Annotated in this window: 17 protein-coding genes; 13 read left to right on the top strand and 4 right to left on the bottom strand. The window is 54.8% G+C overall.

The features are described from left to right. The first annotated feature begins 674 nt into the window (after positions 1-674). From M6D81_RS01905 to M6D81_RS01950, 10 genes are all read left to right on the top strand, one after another. A complete protein-coding gene (locus tag M6D81_RS01905) occupies positions 675-1,868 on the top strand; it encodes an acetyl-CoA C-acetyltransferase (protein ID WP_262675108.1) in 1,194 nt (397 codons plus the stop codon). Between the two features lie 50 nt (positions 1,869-1,918). Then, positions 1,919-2,047 carry a hypothetical protein gene (locus tag M6D81_RS01910; RefSeq protein ID WP_262675109.1) on the top strand — a complete coding sequence of 43 codons (129 nt, stop codon included), beginning with the start codon at positions 1,919-1,921 and terminating at the stop codon, positions 2,045-2,047. Between the two features lie 29 nt (positions 2,048-2,076). Further along, positions 2,077-2,928: a 3-hydroxyacyl-CoA dehydrogenase family protein gene (locus M6D81_RS01915; RefSeq protein WP_262675110.1), complete on the top strand. Its 852-nt coding sequence runs from the start codon at positions 2,077-2,079 to the stop codon at positions 2,926-2,928. Between the two features lie 21 nt (positions 2,929-2,949). Next, positions 2,950-4,095, top strand: a complete 1,146-nt coding sequence (locus M6D81_RS01920) for an acyl-CoA dehydrogenase (RefSeq protein ID WP_262675111.1) — start codon at positions 2,950-2,952, stop codon at positions 4,093-4,095. A gap of 108 nt (positions 4,096-4,203) precedes the next feature. Continuing rightward, positions 4,204-5,316: a citrate synthase gene (gene mmgD, locus M6D81_RS01925; protein WP_262675112.1), complete on the top strand. Its 1,113-nt coding sequence runs from the start codon at positions 4,204-4,206 to the stop codon at positions 5,314-5,316. Positions 5,317-5,375: 59 nt separating this feature from the next. Next, positions 5,376-6,797, top strand: a complete 1,422-nt coding sequence (locus M6D81_RS01930; protein WP_262675113.1) for a bifunctional 2-methylcitrate dehydratase/aconitate hydratase — start codon at positions 5,376-5,378, stop codon at positions 6,795-6,797. A gap of 67 nt (positions 6,798-6,864) precedes the next feature. Next, entirely contained in the window at positions 6,865-7,770 is a 906-nt protein-coding gene (gene prpB / locus M6D81_RS01935) for a methylisocitrate lyase (RefSeq protein WP_262675114.1), read from the top strand. Between the two features lie 51 nt (positions 7,771-7,821). After that, complete coding sequence (locus M6D81_RS01940) at positions 7,822-9,057, top strand: cation:proton antiporter (protein ID WP_262675115.1); 1,236 nt, start codon at positions 7,822-7,824, stop codon at positions 9,055-9,057. 227 nt (positions 9,058-9,284) lie between these two features. After that, positions 9,285-10,301, top strand: a complete 1,017-nt coding sequence (gene bioB, locus M6D81_RS01945; RefSeq protein ID WP_262675116.1) for a biotin synthase BioB — start codon at positions 9,285-9,287, stop codon at positions 10,299-10,301. 176 nt (positions 10,302-10,477) lie between these two features. Further along, on the top strand, positions 10,478-11,914 hold the full coding sequence (locus tag M6D81_RS01950) for an aldehyde dehydrogenase family protein (RefSeq protein ID WP_262675117.1): 1,437 nt from the start codon (positions 10,478-10,480) through the stop codon (positions 11,912-11,914). 84 nt (positions 11,915-11,998) lie between these two features. Here M6D81_RS01950 and shc read toward each other — a convergent pair whose 3' ends face one another. Both shc and M6D81_RS01960 read right to left on the bottom strand, forming a co-directional pair. After that, the gene (shc, locus tag M6D81_RS01955) at positions 11,999-13,894 is read right to left on the bottom strand and encodes a squalene--hopene cyclase (protein ID WP_262675118.1); all 1,896 of its coding nucleotides are present in this window, start codon (positions 13,892-13,894) and stop codon (positions 11,999-12,001) included. A 72-nt stretch (positions 13,895-13,966) separates the two neighbouring features. Next, positions 13,967-15,748 (bottom strand): methyl-accepting chemotaxis protein, encoded by a 1,782-nt coding sequence (locus M6D81_RS01960; RefSeq protein ID WP_262675119.1) that lies wholly within the window; start codon positions 15,746-15,748, stop codon positions 13,967-13,969. 216 nt (positions 15,749-15,964) lie between these two features. On the opposite strand from M6D81_RS01960, the gene M6D81_RS01965 reads away from it, so the two are divergent. After that, positions 15,965-17,698 carry a methyl-accepting chemotaxis protein gene (locus tag M6D81_RS01965; RefSeq protein WP_262675120.1) on the top strand — a complete coding sequence of 578 codons (1,734 nt, stop codon included), beginning with the start codon at positions 15,965-15,967 and terminating at the stop codon, positions 17,696-17,698. Between the two features lie 76 nt (positions 17,699-17,774). Here the strand turns inward: M6D81_RS01965 and M6D81_RS01970 are convergent, their stop codons facing one another. After that, the gene (locus M6D81_RS01970; protein WP_262675121.1) at positions 17,775-19,415 is read right to left on the bottom strand and encodes a hypothetical protein; all 1,641 of its coding nucleotides are present in this window, start codon (positions 19,413-19,415) and stop codon (positions 17,775-17,777) included. 212 nt (positions 19,416-19,627) lie between these two features. Here M6D81_RS01970 and M6D81_RS01975 point away from each other — a divergent pair, with 212 nt between their 5' ends. Further along, positions 19,628-20,005: a Rieske (2Fe-2S) protein gene (locus tag M6D81_RS01975; RefSeq protein WP_262675123.1), complete on the top strand. Its 378-nt coding sequence runs from the start codon at positions 19,628-19,630 to the stop codon at positions 20,003-20,005. A 24-nt stretch (positions 20,006-20,029) separates the two neighbouring features. Then, a complete protein-coding gene (locus M6D81_RS01980) occupies positions 20,030-20,218 on the top strand; it encodes a RidA family protein (protein WP_262675125.1) in 189 nt (62 codons plus the stop codon). A gap of 501 nt (positions 20,219-20,719) precedes the next feature. On the opposite strand, the gene M6D81_RS01985 is transcribed toward M6D81_RS01980, so the two are convergent. Beyond that, positions 20,720-24,577 (bottom strand): family 10 glycosylhydrolase, encoded by a 3,858-nt coding sequence (locus M6D81_RS01985; protein ID WP_262675126.1) that lies wholly within the window; start codon positions 24,575-24,577, stop codon positions 20,720-20,722. Positions 24,578-24,722: the final 145 nt, after the last annotated feature.

Genomic DNA, 24,722 nt, shown 5'->3' on the forward strand with positions numbered 1-24,722 from the left:
ATAATTAGAGATAACAAGAGATTGCAAGATGAAGTTCATGCTGTATGAAAAGTATAAGCCTATGCACTGGCGCATAGGCTTATACTTTTCCCGTAGTTCAGAATGTTCGTCACAGCGCAATCCATTAAGGCCATGTTCCGCCAGTCTCTACTCTCCCCATAGCTCAGGAGGCAGTATTCCTCACGATTCCGCCAGTCTCCACTCTCCCCATAGCTCAGGAGGCAGTAATCTGCGCACATTTCGGCTAGTCAGCTCTAGCCCAGAAAGTTTACTCAGTGCATTCCTGCCAACCCTCCCTCAATCAGTAGAATATATCACAAGGTGGTGCTCAATTCTCTCAAACTTCAACACCCATTTAGTTCTATCAATTCAAAGTAGTATGACTTAGATGATTGATTGTCAGATCAATGAAAAATAATATCACATACATCCTGAGCAAAAGGGAGAGTGTGGCCTGACAAAAAATACGTATCACAGACCACGCAAGCGCACGCAAAGCAATAGAGAAGAGTCCCATCATGAAAAGCAAAGGTCGTATCACATACATCCTGAGCAAAAGGGAGAGTGTGGCGTTCCTACTAATGATACAGGGATTGGCGCATATATTTAATCTAGGAGCAGTTCAACCAAACTTATGCAAGGTGGGCCATTCCGCGAAGAGGAGCCTAGAGAATATGACCAGAAGAAGTGTTATCGTCAGTGCGGCAAGAACTCCCTTCGGCAAGTTAGGCGGTTGTCTAAAGGATGTGCCGGCAATTGCGCTAGGCGGCATCGCGATTCGAGAAGCAATAAGCCGTGCCGGAATAGATGATGATCTCGTTGATTTAGTCATGATGGGAATGGTGCTGCAGGGAGGAAGCGGACAGAATCCCGCCCGACAAGCGGCAAGGCATGCGGGAATGCCTTGGACTGCAAGCAGCGAGACGATTAATAAAGTTTGCGCCTCCGGCTTGAGGGCGGTTGCATTGGCGGATCAAATCATTCGAGCGGGAGATGCTGAAGTAACCGTCGCAGGCGGGATGGAGAGTATGAGCAATGCGCCGCACTTTTTGCCCCGCTTCAGATGGGGGAACCGCATGGGCAATGCGGAAGCGATCGATCTTATGCTTCACGATGGATTGAGATGCCCTTTCAACCAGGTGCAGATGGCGGAGTATGGGAATTTGACAGCGAAGGAATACGGCATTACCAGGGGAAGTCAGGACGAATGGGCTTTGCGCAGTCATATGAGAGCGTTGAAGGCTACGTCGGAAGGGAAGCTGCAAGAAGAGATTGTACCTGTGAAGCCCCCGGACGGGAAAAAGCAGGTAAACCGGACGTTTCAGCTATCCACAGATGAGGCTCCTCGCCAGGATGCGAACCGTAATGCACTTTCCAGACTGCCTCCATTATATGAAAGCGATGGCACGATTACAGCCGGCAACGCACCGGGGGTAAACGATGGCGCGGGAGCGCTTGTCGTCATGTCGGAGGAGCGGGCGAAGGTACTGGGCAAGCGGCCACTGGCGTCCATAATCGGTCATGCCGAGGTTGCTCTGGAAGCGCCGTATATCGCCAAAGCAGCCGCAGCCGCAGTGCAAAAGCTGTTGCGAAAGACAGGCTTCTCGCTAAGCGGAATCGATTTGTTCGAAATCAATGAAGCTTTCGCATCGGTTGTGTTGACAGGAAGTGCGATTATCGGTTGGGACGAAGCGAAGGTGAACGTCAACGGCGGGGCTATAGCGTTAGGTCATCCCATTGGAGCAAGCGGAGCGAGAATTCTGATGACACTCCTCTACGAGCTGAGACGGCGCGGCGGAGGTTACGGCATCGCAGCCATCTGCAGCGGCACTGCCCAGGGCGATGCCATGCTTGTGAAGGTTGATTGATAGTGAGGAGTAATGGATTATAAGGAATGATGTTGAAGAGGGAGTAGCGGGTGGATCCAGGGAGGAGGGCTCACGAGGAGCGGGAACGGGAACAAGGGGAGATGGATTGCAGGGAGCGGGAACAAGGGAGATGGATCAAGGAGAGAAGGATCAAAGGGGTGGAGGTCGTCATCAAGTAGCGGGAACTTTGTGAAAGAGGAGGCAGCCAATGACTATCCGCATGCTGATGGTAGTGGGAGCGGGACAGATGGGCAGCGGTATCGCTCAAGTAGCGGCTGCATCCGGAGCGGAAGTGATTCTGCTGGATACAGATGCACAAGCGCTGCGGCGAGCGTACGATCGAATTGCGCAAAATGCTGCCAAGGACGCAGAGAAGGGAAGAAGAAGCACGGAGGATGCCTCAGCTTTGATCAATCGCATCGTCGTTACGACGGATATGAAGGCGGCCGCGCAAGCGGAAATGATCATTGAAGCCATTCATGAACAGAAGGAGGAGAAGCTGAAGCTGCTGAGGCAATTGGACCGCATATGTCCGCCTCGGACGATTCTGGCCAGCAATACGTCGTCCCTGCCGATTACGGAGCTGGGGGCCGCAACGGCCAGAGCCGACAAGGTCATCGGTATGCACTTTATGAACCCGGTACCGGTCATGCCGCTTGTTGAAGTCGTACGCGGACTCGCTACTTCCGATAAGACCTACGATGAGGTAATGGAATTGGCCGCGCTTATGGGCAAGACGCCCGTTGCGGTGAACGACTGTCCGGGGTTCGTATCCAATCGCGTACTGCTGCCCATGATCAATGAAGCGGTATTCTGCGTGTACGAAGGCGTAGCGACTCCTGAAGCTGTGGATCGGATATTGAAGCTTGGCATGAATCATCCCATGGGTCCGCTCGCGCTTGCCGACCTGATCGGATTGGATACTTGCCTGTCCATTATGGAGGTGCTGCACGATGGATTCGGCGATTCCAAATATCGCCCATGTCCGCTTCTGAGGCAATACGTGCAGGCAGGCCGGCTGGGCAGGAAGTCCGGACGTGGATTTTACAGCTACGAATAACCCGCAGAGGAAGTGAGTGCGATGGAGCTGTCATTCACAGCCGAGCATGAAGCGATTAAAGCGATGGCTCGCGATTTTGCCAGAAGGGAGGTTGCTCCCTGTATCGCAACGATGGAAGAGAAGGATGAATTTCCGATGACGCTGTTTCGCAAGATGGGGAAGCTGGGCTTGACGGGGATAGCCGTTCCGGAGAAGTTCGGGGGAGCCGGCGCCGATTTTTTGTCCGTCGTCATTGCGATCCATGAGATTTCCAAAGTGAGCGCAGCTGCAGGGGTCATCTTGTCTGTCCACAGCTCTGTCGGCACGAACCCCATCCTGCAGTACGGCAGCGACAAGCAGAAGAAGGCGTATGTACCCAAGCTTGCAACAGGAGAGATGCTGGGGGCATTCGCGCTTACGGAGCCGCATGCCGGCTCCGACTCAGGCAGCATACGCATGACGGCGGTGAAGCAAGGCGACGGCTACTACAGATTGAACGGCTCCAAAGTGTTTGTGACGAACGGGGGTTATGCGGATACGTACATCACCTTTGCCGTGACAGACCGTTCCAAAGGGACGAAGGGCATATCGGCATTTATCGTGGAGAAGGGGACGCCTGGCTTTACCGTTGGCAAACGGGAGAAGAAGCTGGGCTTGCACGGCTCCAGCACGACCGAGCTTATATTTGACAATGCAGAAGTGCCGGCAGATCAACTGCTAGGGAATGAGGGGGAGGGCTTCCGCATTGCGCTGGACAATCTGGAAGGCGGTCGAATCGGCATTGCCGCGCAGGCATCAGGCATTGCGGAAGCGGCGCTCATGTGCTCGCTGACCTATGCGAAGCAGCGGCGCCAGTTCGGGAGACCGATTGCGGAGCATCAGGCAATCTCGTTCAAGCTGGCGGATATGGCCACTGGGATCGAAGCGGCCAAGCTGCTGTTGTACAGGGCCGCAGCTCTTAGGAACAGAGGTATGCCCTGCGGGAAGGAAGCTGCCATGGCGAAGCGATATTGCTCCGATATGGCGATGGAGGCTGCTACAGAAGCTGTACAAATCTATGGCGGCTACGGCTACATGAGGGACTATCCTGCGGAGAGGCTGTTTCGCGATGCGAAGGTGACGCAAATCTATGAAGGCACGAATGAAATTCAGCGGCTGGTCATTGCGAAGCATTTATTGAAGGAGTAGGGATGAGGAGGTCAGGTCGGGCTTCGGGAGTTGTGCGCGGGACGCTGCCTGAATGGATGCATTGGAAGTGAGTACTTGAGATCATGTGCACGAGAGGAGTGTATCGCTATGTCGGACACATCGTATGTGCCGGGATTGGAAAATGTGATCGCAAGTGAAACTGCCATCTCTTATTTGGATGTGGAAAGGGAAGAAATCGTCTTGCGCGGCTATGAGCTTATTGAGCTGGCGCAGCAAGTCGCATATGTGGATGTCGCCGAGTTGCTTCTGAACGGATCGCTGCCCGATGCGGGCAGACGGCAAGAGCTCGAGCGCAAGCTGGTCAATGAATACGATATGCCTCAAGCGCTGTACGATATGCTGAGTGCGATGCCGGAAGAGGCGAACCGGATGGACTTGCTGCGTACCGGCATATCGGCTCTTGCCGCATTCGATAAGGAACTGGAGGATCATTCAACGGACGCGAATAGACGCAAGGCGATATCATTGCTCGCCAAAATTCCGCAGCTAGTCGCCAACGGTATGCGGGCGGCAAGCGGACAGCCTGTACGAGTACCGCGCAAGGATCTGTCCTATGCGGGCAATTTCCTGTACATGCTGACGGGGACTAAGCCCAATGCGCTGGAGGAGCGCATTTTCGACCAATCTCTCATCGTATACAGTGAGCACGAGATGCCCAACTCGACGTTCACCGCTCGGGTAATCGCCTCGACGATGTCCGATATGTACGGCGCCTTGGCGGGGGCAGTGGCGTCGTTGAAGGGGTACCTGCACGGCGGTGCCAATGAGGCGGTCATGTACATGCTGCTGGAAGCAGGGACGCCGGATGAATTGGAGAGCCTGATGCTGTCCAAGCTGGCGCGCAAGGAGCGGATTATGGGATTCGGACATCGCGTGTATATGCGCAAGCCGGACCCCAGAGCCGTACTTATGAAAGCCTCGTTGGAGAAGCTTGCTCAAGCGAGAGGGCGGCGGGACTTGTACGATAAGTGTATTGCGGGCGAAGCGGTTATGCTTAAGGAGAAAGGGCTGTACCCTAATTTGGACTATTATGCGGCTCCCGTATACGATCTTCTCCGCATTCCCATTCCGCTGTTCACTCCTGTGTTCCTGGCGGCGCGTACCGCTGGCATATGCGCGCATGTCATGGAGCAGCATGACCATAACCGGTTATTCCGGCCTCGGGTGCGCTATATGGGACCGAGAGGTCTGCATCCCTAGACCTTGCCCTTGCTGGCCAGGAGGCAGGCAGAAGAGGAGAGATAGAGGAGGAGAGATAGGTGAAGACGGGAAGAGATCGGTTGCTTGAACAAATCGCCGAATACGTCTGCAGGTATGAAGTGAAGAGCGAAGAAGCGCAGCGGATCGCACAATACGTGCTGATGGATTCCATCGGAACGGCTGTGCTGGCCCTCAGATTTCCGGAATGCGCCAAGCATATTGGTCCCGTCGTGCCTGGCGCAGAGCTGGATGGCGGATCGCGCGTGCCGGGTACAACCTGTCAGCTGGACCCTGTGCACGCCGCATTCAATATAGGCTGCATGATTCGTTGGCTGGATTATAACGACACTTGGCTGGCGGCGGAATGGGGACATCCTTCTGACAATCTGGGAAGCATTCTCGCCGTTGCGGACTATGTCAGCCGCATAAGGATTGCGGAAGGCAGATCGCCGCTCTGCATGATGGATGTGCTGGATGCCGCTGTGAAGGCGCATGAAATTCAAGGTGTGCTGGCGCTGAGCAATTCCTTGAACCGTGTAGGGCTCGATCATGTCCTTTTCGTGAAAATCGCTTCCACAGCTGTATCGGCATACTTGCTTGGCGGTACGGAGGAGGAGATAGCGGATGCGCTGTCTCATGCGTGGCTGGACGGCGGATCACTGAGAGCTTACCGCCACGCCCCGAATACGGGCTCTCGCAAGTCTTGGGCAGCCGGCGATGCGACTAGTCGGGGCGTCAGGCTGGCTCTCATGACACTGCAAGGGGAGATGGGGTATAATACGCCGCTCTCGGTACCGAAGTGGGGATTCCAGGATGTGCTGTTCCAAGGGAACGCCATTGCGCTTGCCCGGCCTCTTGGCACGTATGTCATGGAAAACGTGCTGTTCAAAGTATCGTTTCCTGCCGAATTTCATGCGCAGACTGCCGTTGAATGTGCATTCAGGCTGCACGGGGCGGTGAAGGACCGCTTGGGGGATATTAGCCGGATCACCATTACGACTCATCAATCGGCGATTTGCATTATCGACAAGAAAGGCCCGCTCTACAATCCGGCGGATCGCGATCATTGCTTGCAGTATATGGTCGCCGTCGCCCTTCTCTACGGCTGCTTGACGGCGGAGCATTATGAGGATGAAGCCGCCGCCGACCCCAGAATTGATGCCTTGAGAGAGAAGATGATCATTGAGCACAATGAAGGCTACAGCAGAGATTATCTGGACGAAAACAAACGTTCCATCGCCAACGCGCTGCAAATTCATTACCGGGATGGCAGCGCAACAGAGAAGGTCGAGTGCGAATACCCGATCGGTCACCGCAAGCGCCGCGACGAAGGACTGCCGAAGGTGGTGGAGAAGTGTGAGGCCAGCTTGCTAACGAGATTTCCCCGCAAGAGGACGGCGGAGATTATGCGGCAAGGCTTCGAACTGGAGCGACTGAAAGCTATGCCCGTGAACAAGTTTATGGATATACTGGTCATATGAACGTTATCGGTCAGAATGAAGCGCGAGTAGAGGAGGAGATGTGTGTTGTCGCATCGAGGAGGCGCCTATGGGCTGGCTGGTTGAGAAGCAGCGGGAGCAGCGAGAGCTTGCGAGCGAATTCCGGCAGCTGGTGACGGCGGCGGGTACATGTGTGAAAATACCCGGCGCTCATGACGGACTGGCCGCCAAGGCGGCAAAGCAGGCGGGATTCCAAGCTCTCTACTTGTCAGGAGCCGCATATACGGCTAGCAGAGGCTTGCCGGACATCGGCATCGTCTATTCCAATGAGGTAGCGGAACGTGCCCGCGAACTGATACGCGCATCGGGCTTGCCGCTGCTCGTCGACATCGATACCGGCTTTGGCGGCGTGCTGCACGCCGCCCGGACGGCCAAGGAGATGGTCGAGGCGGGGGTGGCTGCCGTTCAGATCGAGGACCAGGAGCTGCCGAAGAAGTGCGGACATCTGAATGGGAAGCGGCTCATCCCGACCGAAGAGATGGTGCGAAAAATTCAGGTAATCAAGGAGGTAAGTCCGGAGCTGTTCGTTATTGCACGGACGGATGCAAGGGGAGTGGAAGGGATCGAGGCTGCGGTGAACCGCGCAAGGCGTTATGCTGCGGCAGGGGCGGACGGCATCTTCCCGGAAGCGTTGGAGAATGAAGCGGAATTCCGTGCCTTCCGTGCCGCGATTCATATGCCGCTCTTGGCGAATATGACGGAATTCGGCCGGACGCCGCTATACACCGCAGAGCAATTCGCCAGTTGGGGGTATCAGATGGTTATCTATCCCGTAACTTCGATAAGGATAGCGGCGAAGGCTTATGAACGGGTATTCCGTGAGATTGCCGACAGCGGCACGCAGTCTGCGTCGGTACAGCATATGCAGACGCGCAAGGAGTTGTATGACTTGCTCCGTTACAGCGAGTACGAGGCATTGGATGACAAGATCGCCAAGACGGAATTGCCAGAGTAGAAGAGGACACGGTTATGGTATAATGGTAGAAAATACCGGAGGATGAAAACGATGCACCATTTCAACGAGGTCTTTATGCAAATCCTGCTTCTGCTGGCGATATCCGCAGGCGTCGTCGCCATCTCGAAAAAAACGAACTGGCCTTACTCTATCGCGCTGGTGCTGGTGGGCTTGGCGTTGGGCTTGTTCAACATTCCGTTCCTGGAGCATGCGGAAGAGTATATTACACAATCACATGTATTTCAATCCATCATTATATCGCTGTTCCTGCCGATTTTGCTAGGGGATGCGACGCTGAAGCTCCCTTTCCGGTACTTGCGCGAGCAGAGCAGGCCGGTGCTCGCGCTGGCGCTGCTCGGTACGCTATTGTCGTTTCTTCTTATCGCCGGCGGTGCATACTACTTCATCGGGCTCCCGCTTGCCGTGGCCTTCACGTTCGCCGCTCTTATGAGCGCTACCGACCCCATCAGCGTCATCTCCATCTTCAAAACGCTCGGTGTGCCGAAGAAGATGTTGACAATTATAGAAGGAGAGTCGCTGTTCAACGACGGCATTGCGGTTGTGCTGTTCCAGATCTCATCCATCTATCTGCTTACATATGTAGAGATGGGCTGGTCCGGCATAGGCGCAGGCACTTTGCTGTTCTTGAAATTCAGTCTCGGCGGCATAGCAGTCGGCGCCGTGCTCGGCTTTATCTTCTCGCAGCTGATCCGCTTCTATGACGACTATCCGCTGGAAATCGTATTATCGGGCATCCTGTTCTTCGGCAGCTACTTCATAGCGGAGCAATTCCATGTATCCGGCGTAATCGCCGTTGTCGTAAGCGGGCTCATCTTCGGCAGCTATGGCGGCCGGATCGGCATGTCGGAGACGACGAAGATTAACATCAACACGTTCTGGGACGTTGTGACACTTATTGCCAATTCGCTTATTTTCCTTATGATCGGTCTGGAAATCCGCAATATCGATTTCGCCGACAAGCTGGGCTTGATTGTGCTGGCTATCGTCATCGTGCTGGCAGGCCGAACGATTGCCACATTCGCCAGCCTGCAGCTCATTAAAGGCTTTCCGTTCGCTGCCAAGACGCTGCTGAATTGGGGTGGCTTGAAAGGCAGCTTGTCCATTGCGCTTGCATTAAGCTTGCCGCCAACCTTTGAAGGACGGGAGGATGTACTCGTACTGACGTTTAGCGTCGTACTGTTCTCGCTCATCGTGCAAGGGCTGACGTTGAAGCCGCTTATTATGAAGCTGAACCTGACGGAGACGAAGGAAAAGGCGGAAGGCTAGGAGACAATGGCTTCCAGCCGCCATCCATTATAGAGGAAGGATTAAGCAGTTGCAGGGAACCTGCAGGAGCAATGCTCTTGCGGGTTTTTGGCATGGCTTCGTTCTCCCCGTTGCTTTACAGCGGTTAGACGGATTGCTATAATGCGAGTTATTGTTAACTTAAATTATTTTGTGATAGGTTGACAATTAGAATAGGAGAGAATGAGATATGGTCTGGAGGAGAAGGGATGGAACTTGCGAAGAAAAGGGCAGAGCTATGGCAGGAGCTGGCCGGGAAGGCGCTGACAGGGCAACGAATATCGATGAAAGAGGCGCTACCCGTAATCCAGGCTGACAATAGCCATCTGCTTCCGATCTTGCATGCCGCGTACACTGTGCGAAGCCATTATTACGGCAACAAGGTGAAACTCAACATGATTATTAACGCCAAGAGCGGATTATGTCCCGAAAACTGCGGATATTGCTCGCAATCAATCGTGTCGACGGCGCCGGTGAAGACATATTCGCTGCTGGATAAGGATACGCTGCTGGCCGGGGCGAAAGAAGCGATGGAGAGAAAGGCGGGAACATACTGCATCGTGGCATCGGGCAAGGGACCGACGGAACGCGAGCTGGATCAAGTGATTGAAGCGGTGAATGAAATACGGGAAACAATGCCGCTTAAGCTATGCGCCTGCCTGGGCTTGCTGAAGGAAGAGCAAGCGCAGCGGCTGGCGGATGCCGGCGTCAATCGCTATAACCACAATGTGAATACAAGCAGGTCGAATTACGCTTCCATTACGACGACACATACATATGAGCAACGAATAGAGACGTTGCAGCGGGTGAAGGAGGCGGGCATGTCGCCTTGCTCAGGAGTCATCATCGGCATGGGCGAGAGCGACAGCGAAATTGTCGAGATGGCCTACGCGCTGCGGGAGTTGGATGCCGATTCGATTCCGGTCAACTTTCTGAATGCGATACCCGGAACGCCGCTTCAGCATGCTGGCCGCACGATAGCGCTGAAAGCGCTGAAAGTGCTGGCGCTGTTCCGCTTCGTCTGCCCTTCGAAGGAGATTCGAATTGCGGGAGGAAGAGAAGTCAGTCTGCGCTCGTTGCAGCCGCTGGCGCTGTATGCGGCCAATTCCATCTTCGTAGGCGATTATTTGACGACCGACGGCCAAGAGGTGTCGATGGATCATGGGATGATCGAAGATCTTGGCTTTCAAATCGAGCTGAACGCATTGGAAGTAGGCATGGAATAGCAGCCAGCAGTGCCTTACCGGCAGCGCTGCCTCTGGATGACGGGATACTGTTCAGTTTTTCTGCGACGAACGTTTCGCGAGAAGACCTGGATATTCCGTATGGTGGACAACGCTTTGGCATTTTTGTATATAATGAGGTTGGATAGAAGGAAGGACAGGAAGGAGCTTCACTGGTCATGTCAACAACAGCAAAGCAAGGAATATGGATAAATGGCAAGGAGGCGGGCGCGGAGCGGTATTATCCGCTGTATGCTCCGTATGATAGAGCGCTCCTGGCACATGTCGCCCTGGCAGGACGACAGGAAGCGGAAGCTGCGATAGACGGAGCGCACGCCGCTTTCGGTGCGATGAAGGATATGGCTGCCCATGAGCGCTCGGCGATTCTGTACAAGGTCGCAGAGCAGTTGTCCGGGCGCAAGGAGGAATTCGCGCGCTTGGTCACATCGGAAGCGGGCAAGCCGATCCGGACGGCTCGGGCGGAGGTTGAACGGACGATTGCCACGTACCGATTCGCTGCGGAAGAAGCGAATCGGCTATACGGCGAGACAGTGCCGATGGACGCCGCTCCCGGAGGCGAGCATCGTCTCGGATGGACATGGCGGGAGCCGCTTGGCGTGGTCGTCGCGATCTGCCCGTTCAACTTCCCGCTCAATCTGGTCGCGCATAAGTTGGGACCGGCAATCGCCGCAGGCAACACCGTCGTGCTCAAGCCTGCCGAGCAGACCCCGCTCTCTGCGCTTGCGATCGCGGTGCTGTTCCACGAAGCGGGACTTCCCGCGGGTGCGCTGCAGGTGATAACCGGGAATGGAGCGGAGCTCGGCGAGCATCTGCTGGCGGATGCCAGGGTGAAGAAGATTACATTCACGGGAAGCACTCTAGTGGGCAAGGAACTGAAGGCGAAGGCAGGCCTGCGCAAGATGACGCTGGAGCTGGGATCGAATGCAGCGCTAATTGTGGAACCCGATGCGCCGGTAGACGCCATTGTTGACCGGTGCGTGGAAGGGGCGTTCGCCAATGCCGGCCAGGTGTGCATTTCACTTCAGCGGATTTATGTGCACCAGTCGATTTACCGGGCATTCTCCGATGCGTTCATCGCCCGAACCTTGCAGCTGAAGCTTGGAGATCCCGCTCTGGAGGAGACGGATGTCAGCGTCATGATTCACGAGCGAGAAGCCGAGCGGATCGAGCGGTGGGTGCAGGAAGCGTTAGCGGACGGCGCCTTGCTCGGCTGTGGAGGAGGTCGAAGAGGCGCCCTGTACGAGCCTACCGTGCTGTTGAACGTGCAGCCGCATATGGCCGTCTCCTGTATGGAGACGTTCGCGCCGGTCGTATCCATTATGCCTTACAACCAATTGCAAGAGGCCATTGATTGCGTGAACGCTTCCTCGTACGGACTGAATGCAGGTATCTTCACTAATGATATCGATCGAGCTTTCCGCGCGGCCCGTCTGCTCGAAGCAGGCGGCGTGATGATCAACGATATCCCCACGTTCCGATCCGATCATATGCCTTATGGCGGTGTGAAGGAGAGCGGATACGGACGGGAAGGCATTAAATATGCAGTGGAGCATATGACGGAGCTGAAGTTTGTCACCCTGAAGACGCAGCTCTGATAGCGGGAAAGCCAATGGGGAGGGGATTCCGCATTGGCTTTCCCGTTATGTCATAATGGCAAGGGTGAGTGGCATTCTGCCTGCCTACAGCATGGCAAGATTTCTGTAGCGGCACAGCGCCAATAGAGGCCATATGACGGCGTAGCTTTCATAGTGGGCGTAGAAGTGGCCGGGAAGGCCCGCTCCGGTAGGGTATATCGTCTTCCAGTCGTGCTCGCGCAGTAATGCTATCAATCGGGCGACCCCTCGATGAATGGCCTGGGTGGGCTGCTCCCGGCATGCCATAAGCGCTTCCAGCGCCCAGGCCGTCTGGGAAGGCGTGCTGCCGCCAAGCGGAACGTAGCGCCTTCGCGCATCGCTGCTGCAAGACTCTCCCCATCCCCCATCCTCGTTCTGGATGCGCAGCAGCCACTCCGTTCCTCTTGCGATAGAGTCGTGTCCGGCGGGAACGCCTGCAGCCCTCATCCCGGTCAGTGCCGCCCATGTGCCATAGATATAGCATATTCCCCAGCGTCCATACCACGAACCGTCCTTCTCCTGATGCCGAATCAGCCATTCCGCCCCCCGTCGAATGAAGGAATGCCGGATATCCAGTCCCGCATACCGGCCCAAATATTCCAGCGTACGGCCCGTCAGGTCGGGAATCGAAGGGTCGATCGCCGCCGCCTTGGCTCCATCTATCGGCAGCAGGGTAAGCAACTGCTTGTCGTTGTTCTTCTCGAATGCTCCCCACCCGCCGTCCTTATTCTGCATGGACAGCACCCATGCCAAGCCTCTGTTCCATGCTTCCCGATTGCGTGCCGAGCTGTCGCAGGACGAATGAATGGCACGCAGAGCTGCGGTTGTGTCGTCGACGTCGGGGTGAATCGTATTGCTCTCCGAGAACCCCCATCCGCCGGGCTCGGCATTGGGGTTGCGAACGCTCCAATCTCCCCGAGTCCGATGCTGCAGACGAAGCAGGAAGCCGCTCGACCGTACAATCGCCTCATGATCCGGAGGCAGGCGCGCTTCCTGCAGAGCGTGAGACAGCAGTGCGGTGTCCCATATGGCAGAAGGAGAATTCTGTATGGTCGACGTGTCGCCATGCAGCTCGCAACGCATCGCAGCCATGCCGGCTACAGCCTTCGCAATAACGGGATGATCACTCTCGTAGCCAAGGGCGAGCAAGGCGAAGATCATCAGGATGGTACAGCTTGCGTAGCTGTATAGCGTTCCGTCCACTTCAATTCGGTCCAGCATGAATTGCTCTGCTCGCTTGATGGCCGTCTCGCGAATCAGGGCCGGCCGGCCGATCAGTCTGCTCAGCCCGGCTTGCATATTGGCTGCAATATCGTGAGCTTGTGCATCCGCATCGTTCATGGCAGGGGCATTATGCGCCAAGAGATGCGACAGATCCGGAGTCGTCTCCGTCCGCAACGCCAGCTTGCGTTCAGCCATGACGAGCATCGGGACGAGATGGATTCTGGCATAGCTGGAGAAGTCGTACAGACTGACGGGGAAGGAGGGAGGGAACAACACGAGCGGCGGCGGAATCAGGTTAATCGACTTCGGCCACGGCCGCTGCCCCGTAGCGGCAAGGATCGTCTTGCTCAGCACGCTGGTAACGCCGCCGAGCCCGCCGCCAGCCGTAATGAATCGGCGACCAAGACGCATATGCCCGTCGTCATGGCTGCTGTAGCCGGAGTATAATAGCGCATAATATGCGTCTACGGACGACGACAGATTACCGGCTTCCTCATCCTCATACAGGCTCCAGCCGCCGTCTTGTCGCTGGCGGCGGACGATGCGGTCGTGCAACCTGCGAAGAAGAGGCTCATACTTATCGTTCTCAAGAGACCGCAGCAAGATGATGAAGAAGGCGTCGATCGTCGTACCATTGTCAAAGCAGAAGCGCCATGATCCGTCAGGTTGCTGCTGCTGCAGCAATTCTGCGGTCAGGCGCTCGATCTCGCTCTCCGTATGTTGAAGCAAGCCGTTCATTCATTCCGCCCCCTCCTCATCCTGTATAAGACAGTATATGAGAAGAGGGTGCGGGTCATGAGGGAATGCGTATTACCCGATATTGAATTGGCTGACGATGGACTTCATTTGCAGCGACATGTCGCGCAGCTTCTGTGCGGAGCCCGAGATCTCCTCCATGGCGGCCAGCTGCTCCTCGGCCGCGGCGGATACCGTCTGGGCCGCACCGGCGGAATGAAGCGCCACCTTCTCAATCTCCTGAATAGAAGCCGCCACTTCCTCCGTGCTTGCCGACATCTGTTCAGCAGCAGCGGAAGCTTCCTGCACCTGGGTAACAATCGTTTCAGCCGCGGTGACGATTCGGGCGAACGCTTCGCCGGTATCTCGGATAGATTGCACGCCTGCCTCCACTTCGCGCTGCCCCTTCTGCATCGACAGATAAGTGGCGTCTATGCCGCCTCTTACGCCATCGATGAGGGAAGCGATCTGCTCTACTGACTCGTTCGTCCTGTTGGCAAGCTTGCGAATTTCACCCGCTACGACAGCGAAGCCCCGGCCGTGCTCGCCAGATCTTGCCGCTTCAATGGCGGCATTCAGTGCCAGCAGGTTCGTCTGCCCCGAGATTTCCTGTATCGTGCCGACGATCTCCGTAATCTGCTCGGACTGGCCGTTCAATTGCGAGACGACCGATCCCAGATCGTGCATCGTTCCATGAATCTCATTCATCTGCCCGGTAGACTGTTGAATGAGCGTATTGCCCTGCTTCGCTTCCTGAAGCGTCTGCACCGAGAGCTCATATGCTTCGTTTGACGCATCCGCTACGCGTCCGATGCCTGCGGCCATCTCCTCCATAGCACGGGACGTCTCCTCCGTGGACTGAGCCTGAGACTCGTTGCCCATCGCCACATTTGCGATGGAAGTCGACGTCTGGTGAATCGCCTCTTTCGTGCTGCCGATCGTATGGGCCAACTGATCGGATGACGAGGCCAGAATGTTGGAGCTGAGCGACAGATTGCCCACCAGTTGGCGAATGTTCATCGTCAGTTGATTGAAGGATTGTCCCAGCATGCCCACCTCGTCGCGATTGCGGATGTTAAGTTCCTCTCCACGCAGATCGCCCTGCGCGATTTGCTCTGCACGCCGCGTAATCGCCCTGATCGGCCGCGCGATGTGCTGGGCGAATAGAATAAGCGCGGCCGATCCTATCGCGAGACAGCCAGCCAGCGTAACCAGTATGCTTTCGAATATTTTTTTCTGGCCCGCATCGTAATCCTGCATATAGGAGCTAGTCGCGACAATCCATCCCCATTCAGGCGCCATTTTGGCATAGGATACTTTTAGCGCTTCTTTGCCTTCCTTATTGTCCGCTCCGTCAGTATGGGGAAGAGGCCATTGGTAATAGGTGACACCCCCGCCTTCCATTGCGGTTTTGATCAAATCCTGAATGAAAAGAACGCCGTTGGACTCGCTGTTCCAGATGTTCTCCCCTTCCTTCCTCGGATGGGCAAGCAGAGTTCCTGTCTCATCGATGACGAAGAAGTAACCGTTGGGTCCCAAATCGATGTTCTTATTGATGAGGCGTGTACCGTCATCTTGCAGCTCGCCCAGCATCATCGTGGTAACTTGCTCCTTGGCTTCTTCCTCGGTCAGGAATCCCGCCTTCACGGACTTGTCCATGTTCGCAATCATCTCGAGAATGATATTGACGCTCAAATCCAGCTTGCTTTCGATCAGTGCGTCCGTCTCGTCCATCGAGACTTTATAGGACACAAGACCTAAGGTTACAATTGGTACGAACAGCAAAATAAGCGACATCCCCAACAGTTTTTTACGAATGGTCAAGCTAATCTTTTTCTGTACAGTGGCTTGGTTCATCGTGTCTCTCTGTCTCCTTTATGTAGCGTTCCATATATTACTAGAGTACTAGATTTACGTGCGGAAATCAAAAAAACAGGGAGGATTGTGTCGTAACTCGTCGAATGCTTGACTAGAGCTATCATTATTTTTAAAAAATAGCCGACAATATAGATAATAGATATGCTAATTTATACCGAATGAACAGCTTGATCTTACATATACAGGAGGATTACCATGCTATTGAGAAAACGCCTTAATTCAGGAAAAACGTTGAAAACGATTTCTTCATCAGATATATCTGCCAATGACAAGCTTGCCCAAAAGCTGTTCTTCCTGCAAATGACTTCGGATGATATGAAGCAGCTGAAAAAGCTGGATGACATCATCGAGGAGCAAGCGGAAAACATTACAAAGCGCCATTACGCATTGCTGGCGGAAGTGACCGACATGCGAAGCATCGTCGAGAAGAACAGCACTTGGGAGAGGTTGTCCCAAACATTCATCGATTACTTGAAATCGATTCCTCGCGTCGCCATCGACGACGAGTATGTGCAGTACAGAATACGCATCGGGTTGGTGCATAGCCGGATCGGACTGGCTCCTGAATGGTATATCGGCAGCTTTACAAGAGTTTATGAATATTTGGTGCCCACAGTGCTGGAACGCTTTAATGCCAAGGAAGCAAGCGCGATTCTGGTGGCGCTTAACCGACTGTTGACGCTGGATGCCCAGATTACGCTGGAAGCATACCAGCAAGCGCATGAATTTCAATTCATTGAGACGAACAGTGAGATTGTGGAAGAATTGATCCGTATGGATAAAGTAAAGCCGCTGCTTGCGTCCGTTCATGTATCGATGGACGAAGCGACGAGCGTTAGCGCAGCGGCGGAGCAGCTGTCCGCCTCTATACAGGAGGTGGCGGATCATGCCGTGCAGGTAGCCGAGGATACGGATCTGCTCATTGAACAGGCCACAATCGGTCGCGGCATTATAGACGAGTCGCTGAATGGATTTCTGGCGATGGCGGAACGGTTCGCACAGTCGAAAGCACAGTTCGATGAGTTAATGGCGGCGATCGACAACGTCACGGAAGTCGTTCAGCTCATTCGCGAGGTGGCGGATCAGACGAAGTTGCTTGCATTGAACGCATCCATCGAAGCTGCGCGTGCGGGTGAAGAAGGTAGAGGCTTCGCGGTCGTGGCAGCCGAGGTGCGCAAGCTGTCCGAACAGACGACGAATTCGGTAGAGGAGATAGCGGGCCTGATACAGCGCGTGATGGGCAATGCGAGCGCTGTTGGCATGCAGACGCAGAGGATGGCGGAGGAGATGGGCGACAAGGCGGAGCAGTCCAAGGAGGCGATCTCCAGTCTGGACAAGATTATGGAGCAAGTGACATCCATCGGGGGCTCGACCGGCAATATTGCGGCCATCGTGGAGCAGCAGTCCGCGGCTACGGACGACATTAATTCCCGCATTCATGAAGTGTTGAGTCAGATGGAGCTGATCGGGCAAAATGCGAAGAGCACCGGCGAAGATATATACCAAGTGAGCGTGAAGGTGAACGAGCTTCGCCAGCGTTCTCTGCACTATATGCCGGAATTAACCGATGCCCAGACAATCAGAACGGTCAAGACAGATCATATGCTGTGGCGCTGGTGGGTGTACAACAGCATTCTCGGCTTTCATCAACTGGACGGCGAGGCGGCCGGAGACTATCATCTGTGCCGGCTAGGCAAGTGGTACGACAACAACAAGGGAACGTCATCGATTGCGCGCTTGGCGCCGTATCAGCAATTGGACGAACCGCATCGGGCCATCCATCATATCGCCCGGCAAGTGGCTGAGTGCATGGAGCAGGGCAAGGAGGAGCAGGCGGCGGAGCTGCTGAAGCAGATGGATCAAGCGTCAAGAAACGTCGTTGAGCATCTTGACAAGCTGGAAGCCGATCTGAAAACCCATCGCAGATAGCAGCTGCTCGCAACAGCACAGCGCCCGACCGTTAGCAAAGGATTGTTGGCGGTCGGGCGCTCGCTGTGTACAGTGCCTATCCCATCGACTTGTAATCGCTGAAATCTACGGCGGAGCCATTGACTGTAGCGACAGCCGGCGCATGATCGCTTGTCTTGAGGGTCAGGGACTGGCCGGATATGGAGGTGAAGCTGACGGATAGCGCGTTCTCCTGTTCGATGAAGCGAGGAGCCAGCGCCAGCGAACGGTCGCTCCATTGCCGCAGTGTATGTATGCCGGCGTCCGCCGCTTCTTGACGCGACATCGCTTCCAGCACGATGCCGTTAAAGCCTGCTTCACTCGCGCGAACGAGGTGACGATCGCTCAGCGTCTCCATCTCGTAAGGCTTCATCAGATGTATCGTCACGAACACATCATTGATCTGACCGATAAGGCCAAGCTGCTCGCAGCTCCATTCGCCTAACGGCAGCACGCCTACGATGCCTTGCTCCTGCGCATCGGGCCGATAGAGCGCTGCCAGCGCATTGCGATGAATCGCAATCGATTCCGCATCGCTGCTGTGGCGCAACGTGCCAGCTTGCGCCTCGCTTGCGGGATGCAGGAAGCAGCATTGATTGACGGAGCCCTCCGAGACGGGGAAGGTCAAGTCCCAGCGATGTTGCTCGTTGTCGAATTCCAGCGTCCGCTCCCACATCGCTCCCAGCGCATAGGAATCATTCATATATACGTAGCTATGCAGCCTGCGCTCGGGTTCATCTATAGAAGCAGGGTATGTTCGCTTCAGCTCCATCGGGAAGGACCGGTTCCATGCTCCGCTGCGAACAGCTTCCGGTACTTCATAAGCAAGCAAGCCCGCATACTCCACTCGCGGCAGTTCGGCCGTCAGGTCGAAGTCTCCGAATTGCACGTAATCCATAGCCGTATTGCGGTCTGCAGGCGCGTCATGCGGCAATGAACGGGATTGCGGCCCGACCCATGCACCCTTCAAATAATAATCCGCCCGTTCCATCCACAGCCACTCCAGCAGCAGCTCGATATCTCGCTTTATCTCGGCGCTCTGAACGATCTCCCAAGCGGTGGCATAAGCTTGCACCCAATGCCAGAACCATGGCAAGATGCCGTATTCCGTCATGCCATGGCGCTTCAGCTGAGCACAGGTTGCTTTCACCCGTTCATGGCTTGCCTTCAGCAGCTCTTCGTCTTGCATATATTCAGCGAATATGAGCCCGGCTGCTGTATGCTTGGCTTCATGATGATGATACAGCTTGAGCGGTTCGGCATAGTAACGGGATTGGTACATATGTCGAATTGCCTGGTCGTAAGCGGATTGCAGGGATGGGGACAGCTTCTCCTTGTATCTGGAATAGAATAAGACCATAAGAGGTCCCATTAATTCAACAGGCAAAGGATGGATGCGCGCTTGCTCCGGACAATCGCCCAAATTGAGCGGCCAGTGTCCGTATGTAGAGCTGTCCGGGTCTTGATCCTGCAGGGAGAGAACCTTGAGCATTACTTTCTCCGCCAGCTCCATGGCAGATTGCGCTTGAATTGGCAGCTCGTATGGCTTCGAAGCCGCAACGAATAAGTATGAAGCGTAGTAGAAGTTGTCTCGAATATCGCCATGGAACCATAATCCGCTTTCCTGCAGCGGTTTCCGGCATGCTTGCTGTGCCGTTTGCCGGATAATACGAGATTGGCGTTCATGCAATGTTGTCAATGCAGCTACTTCCTTTCTATCAAACATTCTGATTATAGAGCTATCATAACATAGGAATGGAAAGAGAGCCTGCTCAATTGCCGATGGCAGACTTATCCCATGAAGGTACCGTGCAAATTCCGTTACTATATTGAAAGGAAATTCGCGTATGTTACAATGTACCTGAACCCTGTTCGTTGCTTTCATCGTGTTGGAGAGGGAGTGTGACGCATATGACGGACATTGTCAATCGGTACGAAGTGGCAGAGGTTGAAGCGATAAGGCGGGCCGGATTCGTCATCTACTCGGTCGAAGGCAATGAGATCGGCGTATTCGCGATAGGCGAATCCTTCTACGCATGGCGCAATCGATGTCCGCACGCCGCCGCTCCCGTCTGCGAAGGAGCGGTATGTGAATCCGACAGACGCCTTCCGCTTGCCGGAACGAACTTGCCAGCAAGTGAATGCGAAGGGCGAAGGATTACGATCAAGTGTCCGTGGCATGGCTGGGAGTTCGATCTGCGAACGGGTCGGCATGTGGCTACCGAGAAAGTGAAGCTGCAAGGCTACAAGGTGGAAGTGGAGAATGACCGTGTGTATGTGTTCATGTAATTAGACAGCTGGAGTGGTCATGGGATGTCAGAGAGGTTAAGCATCTGTTCCGGATTGCCTTGGGAGCCGGTTGTAGGTTACAGCAGGGCGATAAAAGTTGGAAATATGGTTGAAGTGAGAATCTTGATTGATCCGGATTTTTTGGTTGAAATAAAAGTACAGGCGATTTTAAGCGATGCGGCGCATAAGCCGTTGCCAGGATCGTTTACCTAATCGGTAAACTTCATGGCAACGGCTTTTTTTGATTAAGTCTTTATCGATGAACACAATCGCATCATGCATCAATGGCGATATACCGACATCGGGTTACAAAAACACACATTTCCATTTGGCAACTGTTACAAATTTTCAAATTTTTGTTGCTCGCGAATATAAATTCCACTATACTTAAATAGGTACTATTACCCAATTGGTATTTGGTATTATAGAACTATTTTCGGAGATTGCGAGGTGCGAATATGCCTTACTTCTACTTCAAGGAAATATGGACGCCTTTGAAGCTGCTAGGCATCAAGTTATATAAGGACGAATCGGAGCACTTGTGGGTTAAGTTCTGGAGCAGAGACCGCAGGAAAGTGTTCAAATAAGGTTGGCAGCGATGGAATTTACATAATAATTAAAGAGAAGTCTCCCTCAACCGCCAGGTGAAGGCCGGTTGAGGGAGACTTTTTGTACTGAGGGCTCATCGACTATGTCATGTCTGTCGCGGCAAACTTAGCGCGACTCATTGTCCAGCAGCGCCAGCAGCACGACGACTGCTTCCGAGCGCTTGGCAAGCTCGCCGGGTGCGAAGCGGTTGCCGCCGCGGCCTTTCATAATTCCGGCTTCTACCGCTGCCGCGATATAGCCTTGCGCCCATACGGGAGCATCATCGGCGTCCGAGAATGGAAGCTTCGCTTCCTTCACTGGTTCCAGCTCCAGAAGGCGCACGGCCAGCGTCGCAATCTCCGAGCGGGTAATCGGCTGATCGGGTCTGAACGTTCCGTCGTCATAACCGTTGATCAGTCCGGCCTTCACCGCGCGTCTGACGGCATCTGCGGCCCAGTCGGGAATCAGCTTCGCATCCGCGAATGCCAGCTCCCCTTCCGCCTTCCCTCTGTCAGGGAAAGCACGCATGAGCAAGGTGATGAATTCCGCGCGCGTTACTTGCTTCTCCGGCCGGAAGCTTCCGTCCTGGAAGCCTTCCGCGATTCCCAGCTTTGCGGCGCGAAGGATGGCTTGCTTGGCCCAGTGACCCGTAATGTCCTTGAAGGAAGGTTCAGCGTAATTGCCGGTATCATCAGTGCCGCCATCGTCCGGATTATCGCCGTCATCCCCGTCATCGCCGTCGTCAGGATTCGGGGAAGGTACTGGCCCAGGATAGGACGGGAGGAATACGTCCACTTCATGCTGATCGGACAAGCTGCCATAAGTAGCCGTTATAACGGATTTACCGTAACGGAGAGCGGTCGTCTTGCCGCTATCGCTGACGGCAAGCACATCGCTGTTGCTGCTTGAGAAGCTGACGCCTTCCAGAATCGGGATATCGTTCCCGCCGCGCAGCATACCCGTTACTTGCAACTGATCGGACTGTCCGGTGCGCAAGGATTTTTTGCCCGATACAGCTATACCCGTCAAGATCGGAGCGGCGATCGCGTTGCTTGCTTCACTCTCGTTATGCAGCCGGTCCAGCGCCGTTACAGTATAAGTGTAATCCGTCCCCGGCATAATCGAAGTGTCGATGAAGGTCTGCACGTCGCTGTCCGCTTGCTTGCGCACCTTCGCGACCATATTCCCCGGATTTGTTATATCCGGCGCTGTAAGGCCGCTCTGGCGATAGAGCACGTAGTAGGAAGCGCTGCTGTCTTCCGGCGCATCCTGCCATTGCAGTGTGACGCCATCGGCGGCAGGCGCTGCGCTAAGTGTCGGCGCTGCCGGCGCTTCATGATCGATCCATGGCATGGTCGGCGGCAGAGCGGGGTAGCGGTACAACTCGTCGGTCATACGGTCCCGCATGCCGTGCGGATTGGCCAATACGCTATTGGCGCTGAAGAACATGCTGCCGTCGATATCGTCCTGGAAGCTGCGATTATATTTGATTTGATTGTATATTTCCTCAGGATCTTCCCAGCTTGTATCGACCCGATACATCGCCTGTCCGACATACAGGTGGACATTGCGGCCGGAGGTGACCTGTCTCCACCATTCCAGCACCTTCTCATAAGCGGCGGGTCCGTATCCGAAGTGCCAGTAGTCTTGCGGCGCGATGTAATCTAACCAGCCCTCCTCCACCCAGCGCTTCGTATCGGCATTGAGCGCATCGTAGCTCTGCAGGCCGTTCGTATCCGAGCCAGACGGATCGCTTCCCTTATTGCGCCATATGCCGAACGGACTGATGCCGAATTTCACATGCGGTTTGCTGCTCTTGATATCCTCCGACAACGCTTCAATGAGCGAATCGACATTATTTCTCCGCCACGCGGCTTTATCGTCGAATTCGCCGCGGTACGCGAGGTATTCCTCTTCGTCAGGGAAGTCTCCGCTGGCGGGGTAGGGATAGAAGTAGTCATCGAAGTGGACGGCGTCGATATCGTAGCCGTTCACGACCTCCATCACACTGTCGATCACATACTGCTTGGCTTCGGGCACGCCGGGATTGAAATAAAGCTTGCCGCCGTAAGCTTCTACCCAGTCCGGATGCTGCTTGGCAGGGTGGCCTTCGACTAGATTGTCCCAGTTGTCTGTCATGCTGATCCGGTAAGGGTTGAACCAGGCATGGAACTCCATATTCCTTGCCTGCGCTTCCTCTATCATGAATGCGAGCGGATCGTAGCCGGGGTCTTGTCCCTGAACGCCTGTCAGCCACTCTGACCATGGAGCATAGCTGGAAGGATAGAAGGCGTCGGCAGTCGGTTTAATTTGTACGATGATGGCATTGATGCCCGTTGCCGCCAGTTCGTCCAGCAACGCTCGGAAGTCGCTCTTCTGCTCCTCCTCCGTCGTTACTCCCTTCTGCGGCCAATCGATGTTCTCGACGGAAGCGATCCATGCCGCTCTCAGCTCGCGCTTCTGCGGCAGTTGCTCCGCGAACACAATCAGAAGGTAATCTATCAATTTGTCCTCGAACACCGCTCTAATTCTGGTCGTTCCGGCCGCATGCGCGGACACGAGTCCGTCTTCGTTCACATCGGCTACTGCGGGATTGCTGCTGGTGTACGAAGCTTGTGCCGTAACGTCCACTTCCTCTTCCAGCAGCGTATAAGCTGCCATGACCCGAAGAGACTTCGACTCTCCCGCAGTTAGGGGCGTCAGATCCGCGATGCGAATGCTCTGCAGAACCGGTACCGGATCGGTGACATTCAGTCCGTACGAGAAACTACGTCCTTGCCACTCGGCGGAGATGATCGAAGAACCTTCGCCGACTGCAATGATCACCCCGTTGCCGTCGACGGTTGCGACGCTGGTGTCGCTGCTGGCGAATGCAATATTCGCTGTCTCTGGCGACAATGCCATTCCATCCGGATTGCCCTCGTAGAAGGCAACTGCCTGCAGCTGCTCCATTGCGCCCGTCTCCAGATGCGTGCTGCCCATCAACTCTATTCCGAGCAGAGCTGCAGCGCTGTCTCCGACTGAGAGCATGTAGGAAGCTTGCAGCCCTGCGTATTCCGCCGATATCGCGGTCATGCCGGGGCCGACAGCCGTTACCGCACCTGTCGAATCTACCGTAGCGACCGAAGGATCGCTGCTGACGAATGCAGTGCCTGCTGTGACTTGCTGCAGAGCGGAGGCGCCGGCCATCGTGGCGAACGCTTCCGCTTGCCGCTGTTGTCCGACGGCCATCCCGGCCAGTCCGCTTATCTCAAGCAAGACTGGATCGGCGTCATGGTAGATGGCGCTTAGTTGATCGAAATAGACCGTTCCGCTATTTTTGTTGTTGTCGTCGAGCTCCGCTATGTACACTTGCCTCAGCTTGATCGGACCCGGCAATTGGTCGGGGACGTCTGCGGTTACATAGCGCCAGCCGTGCCAATTGAACTGCCGGACTTCCGTGAAGCTGATATAATGCGTCTTGCTGTCGGCATCCTGCAGCAGGCCGCGCAGCCAATGCTTGTTGCCGTCGCCGTATACCCACATCCCGATTTTGGAAGGCGAGCCATCCAGCACTTTGCCGCTGCTGCCGTTGAAATGCATATAAGCGGCGGATGTGCCGGACGTGCCGGTGAAGTCATAACTGAACTTGCCGGCATAATGCCCGTACATGACAGGGCCCGGCCTTGCGTCAAGCTCCAACATTGTTGAGTCTGGAACCGTTCGAACGCCTGAAGTGGTAATGTCTCCGATATCCTCGAAGTCTTCGATGATGACGGCATGCGCGAGAGGCGAAGAGATCAATGAAGGCGCTTCCGTAAGAAGCTGAGGCTGTCCATATACATTGTCCGTCACCGTGCTGCTGTCGGACTTCACTGTTTCTTCAGCATTCACCGTCTGGGAAGCGCTTTCGGCAAGTGGCGTAATGGGGAATAAAGCCGCCCATAGAATAGCCGTTGCGACAAGCAAGGGGAGCCACGGCTGAAGCTGTAACCATAATTTCAACACATCACAACCTTTCTAAAATAATGTTTCGAAATAAAATTTCAATATAACTTTGTGTTTTAGTATAAAATTTTCAAATACATTTGTATATCGTGAAAATAGTCCCTTTTTATTTCCATACGCAAGGCTTATTGCTCGCAAAATG

Origin of the sequence: Paenibacillus sp. J5C2022, assembly GCF_025567625.1 — a bacterium.
Lineage (GTDB): Bacteria > Bacillota > Bacilli > Paenibacillales > Paenibacillaceae > Pristimantibacillus.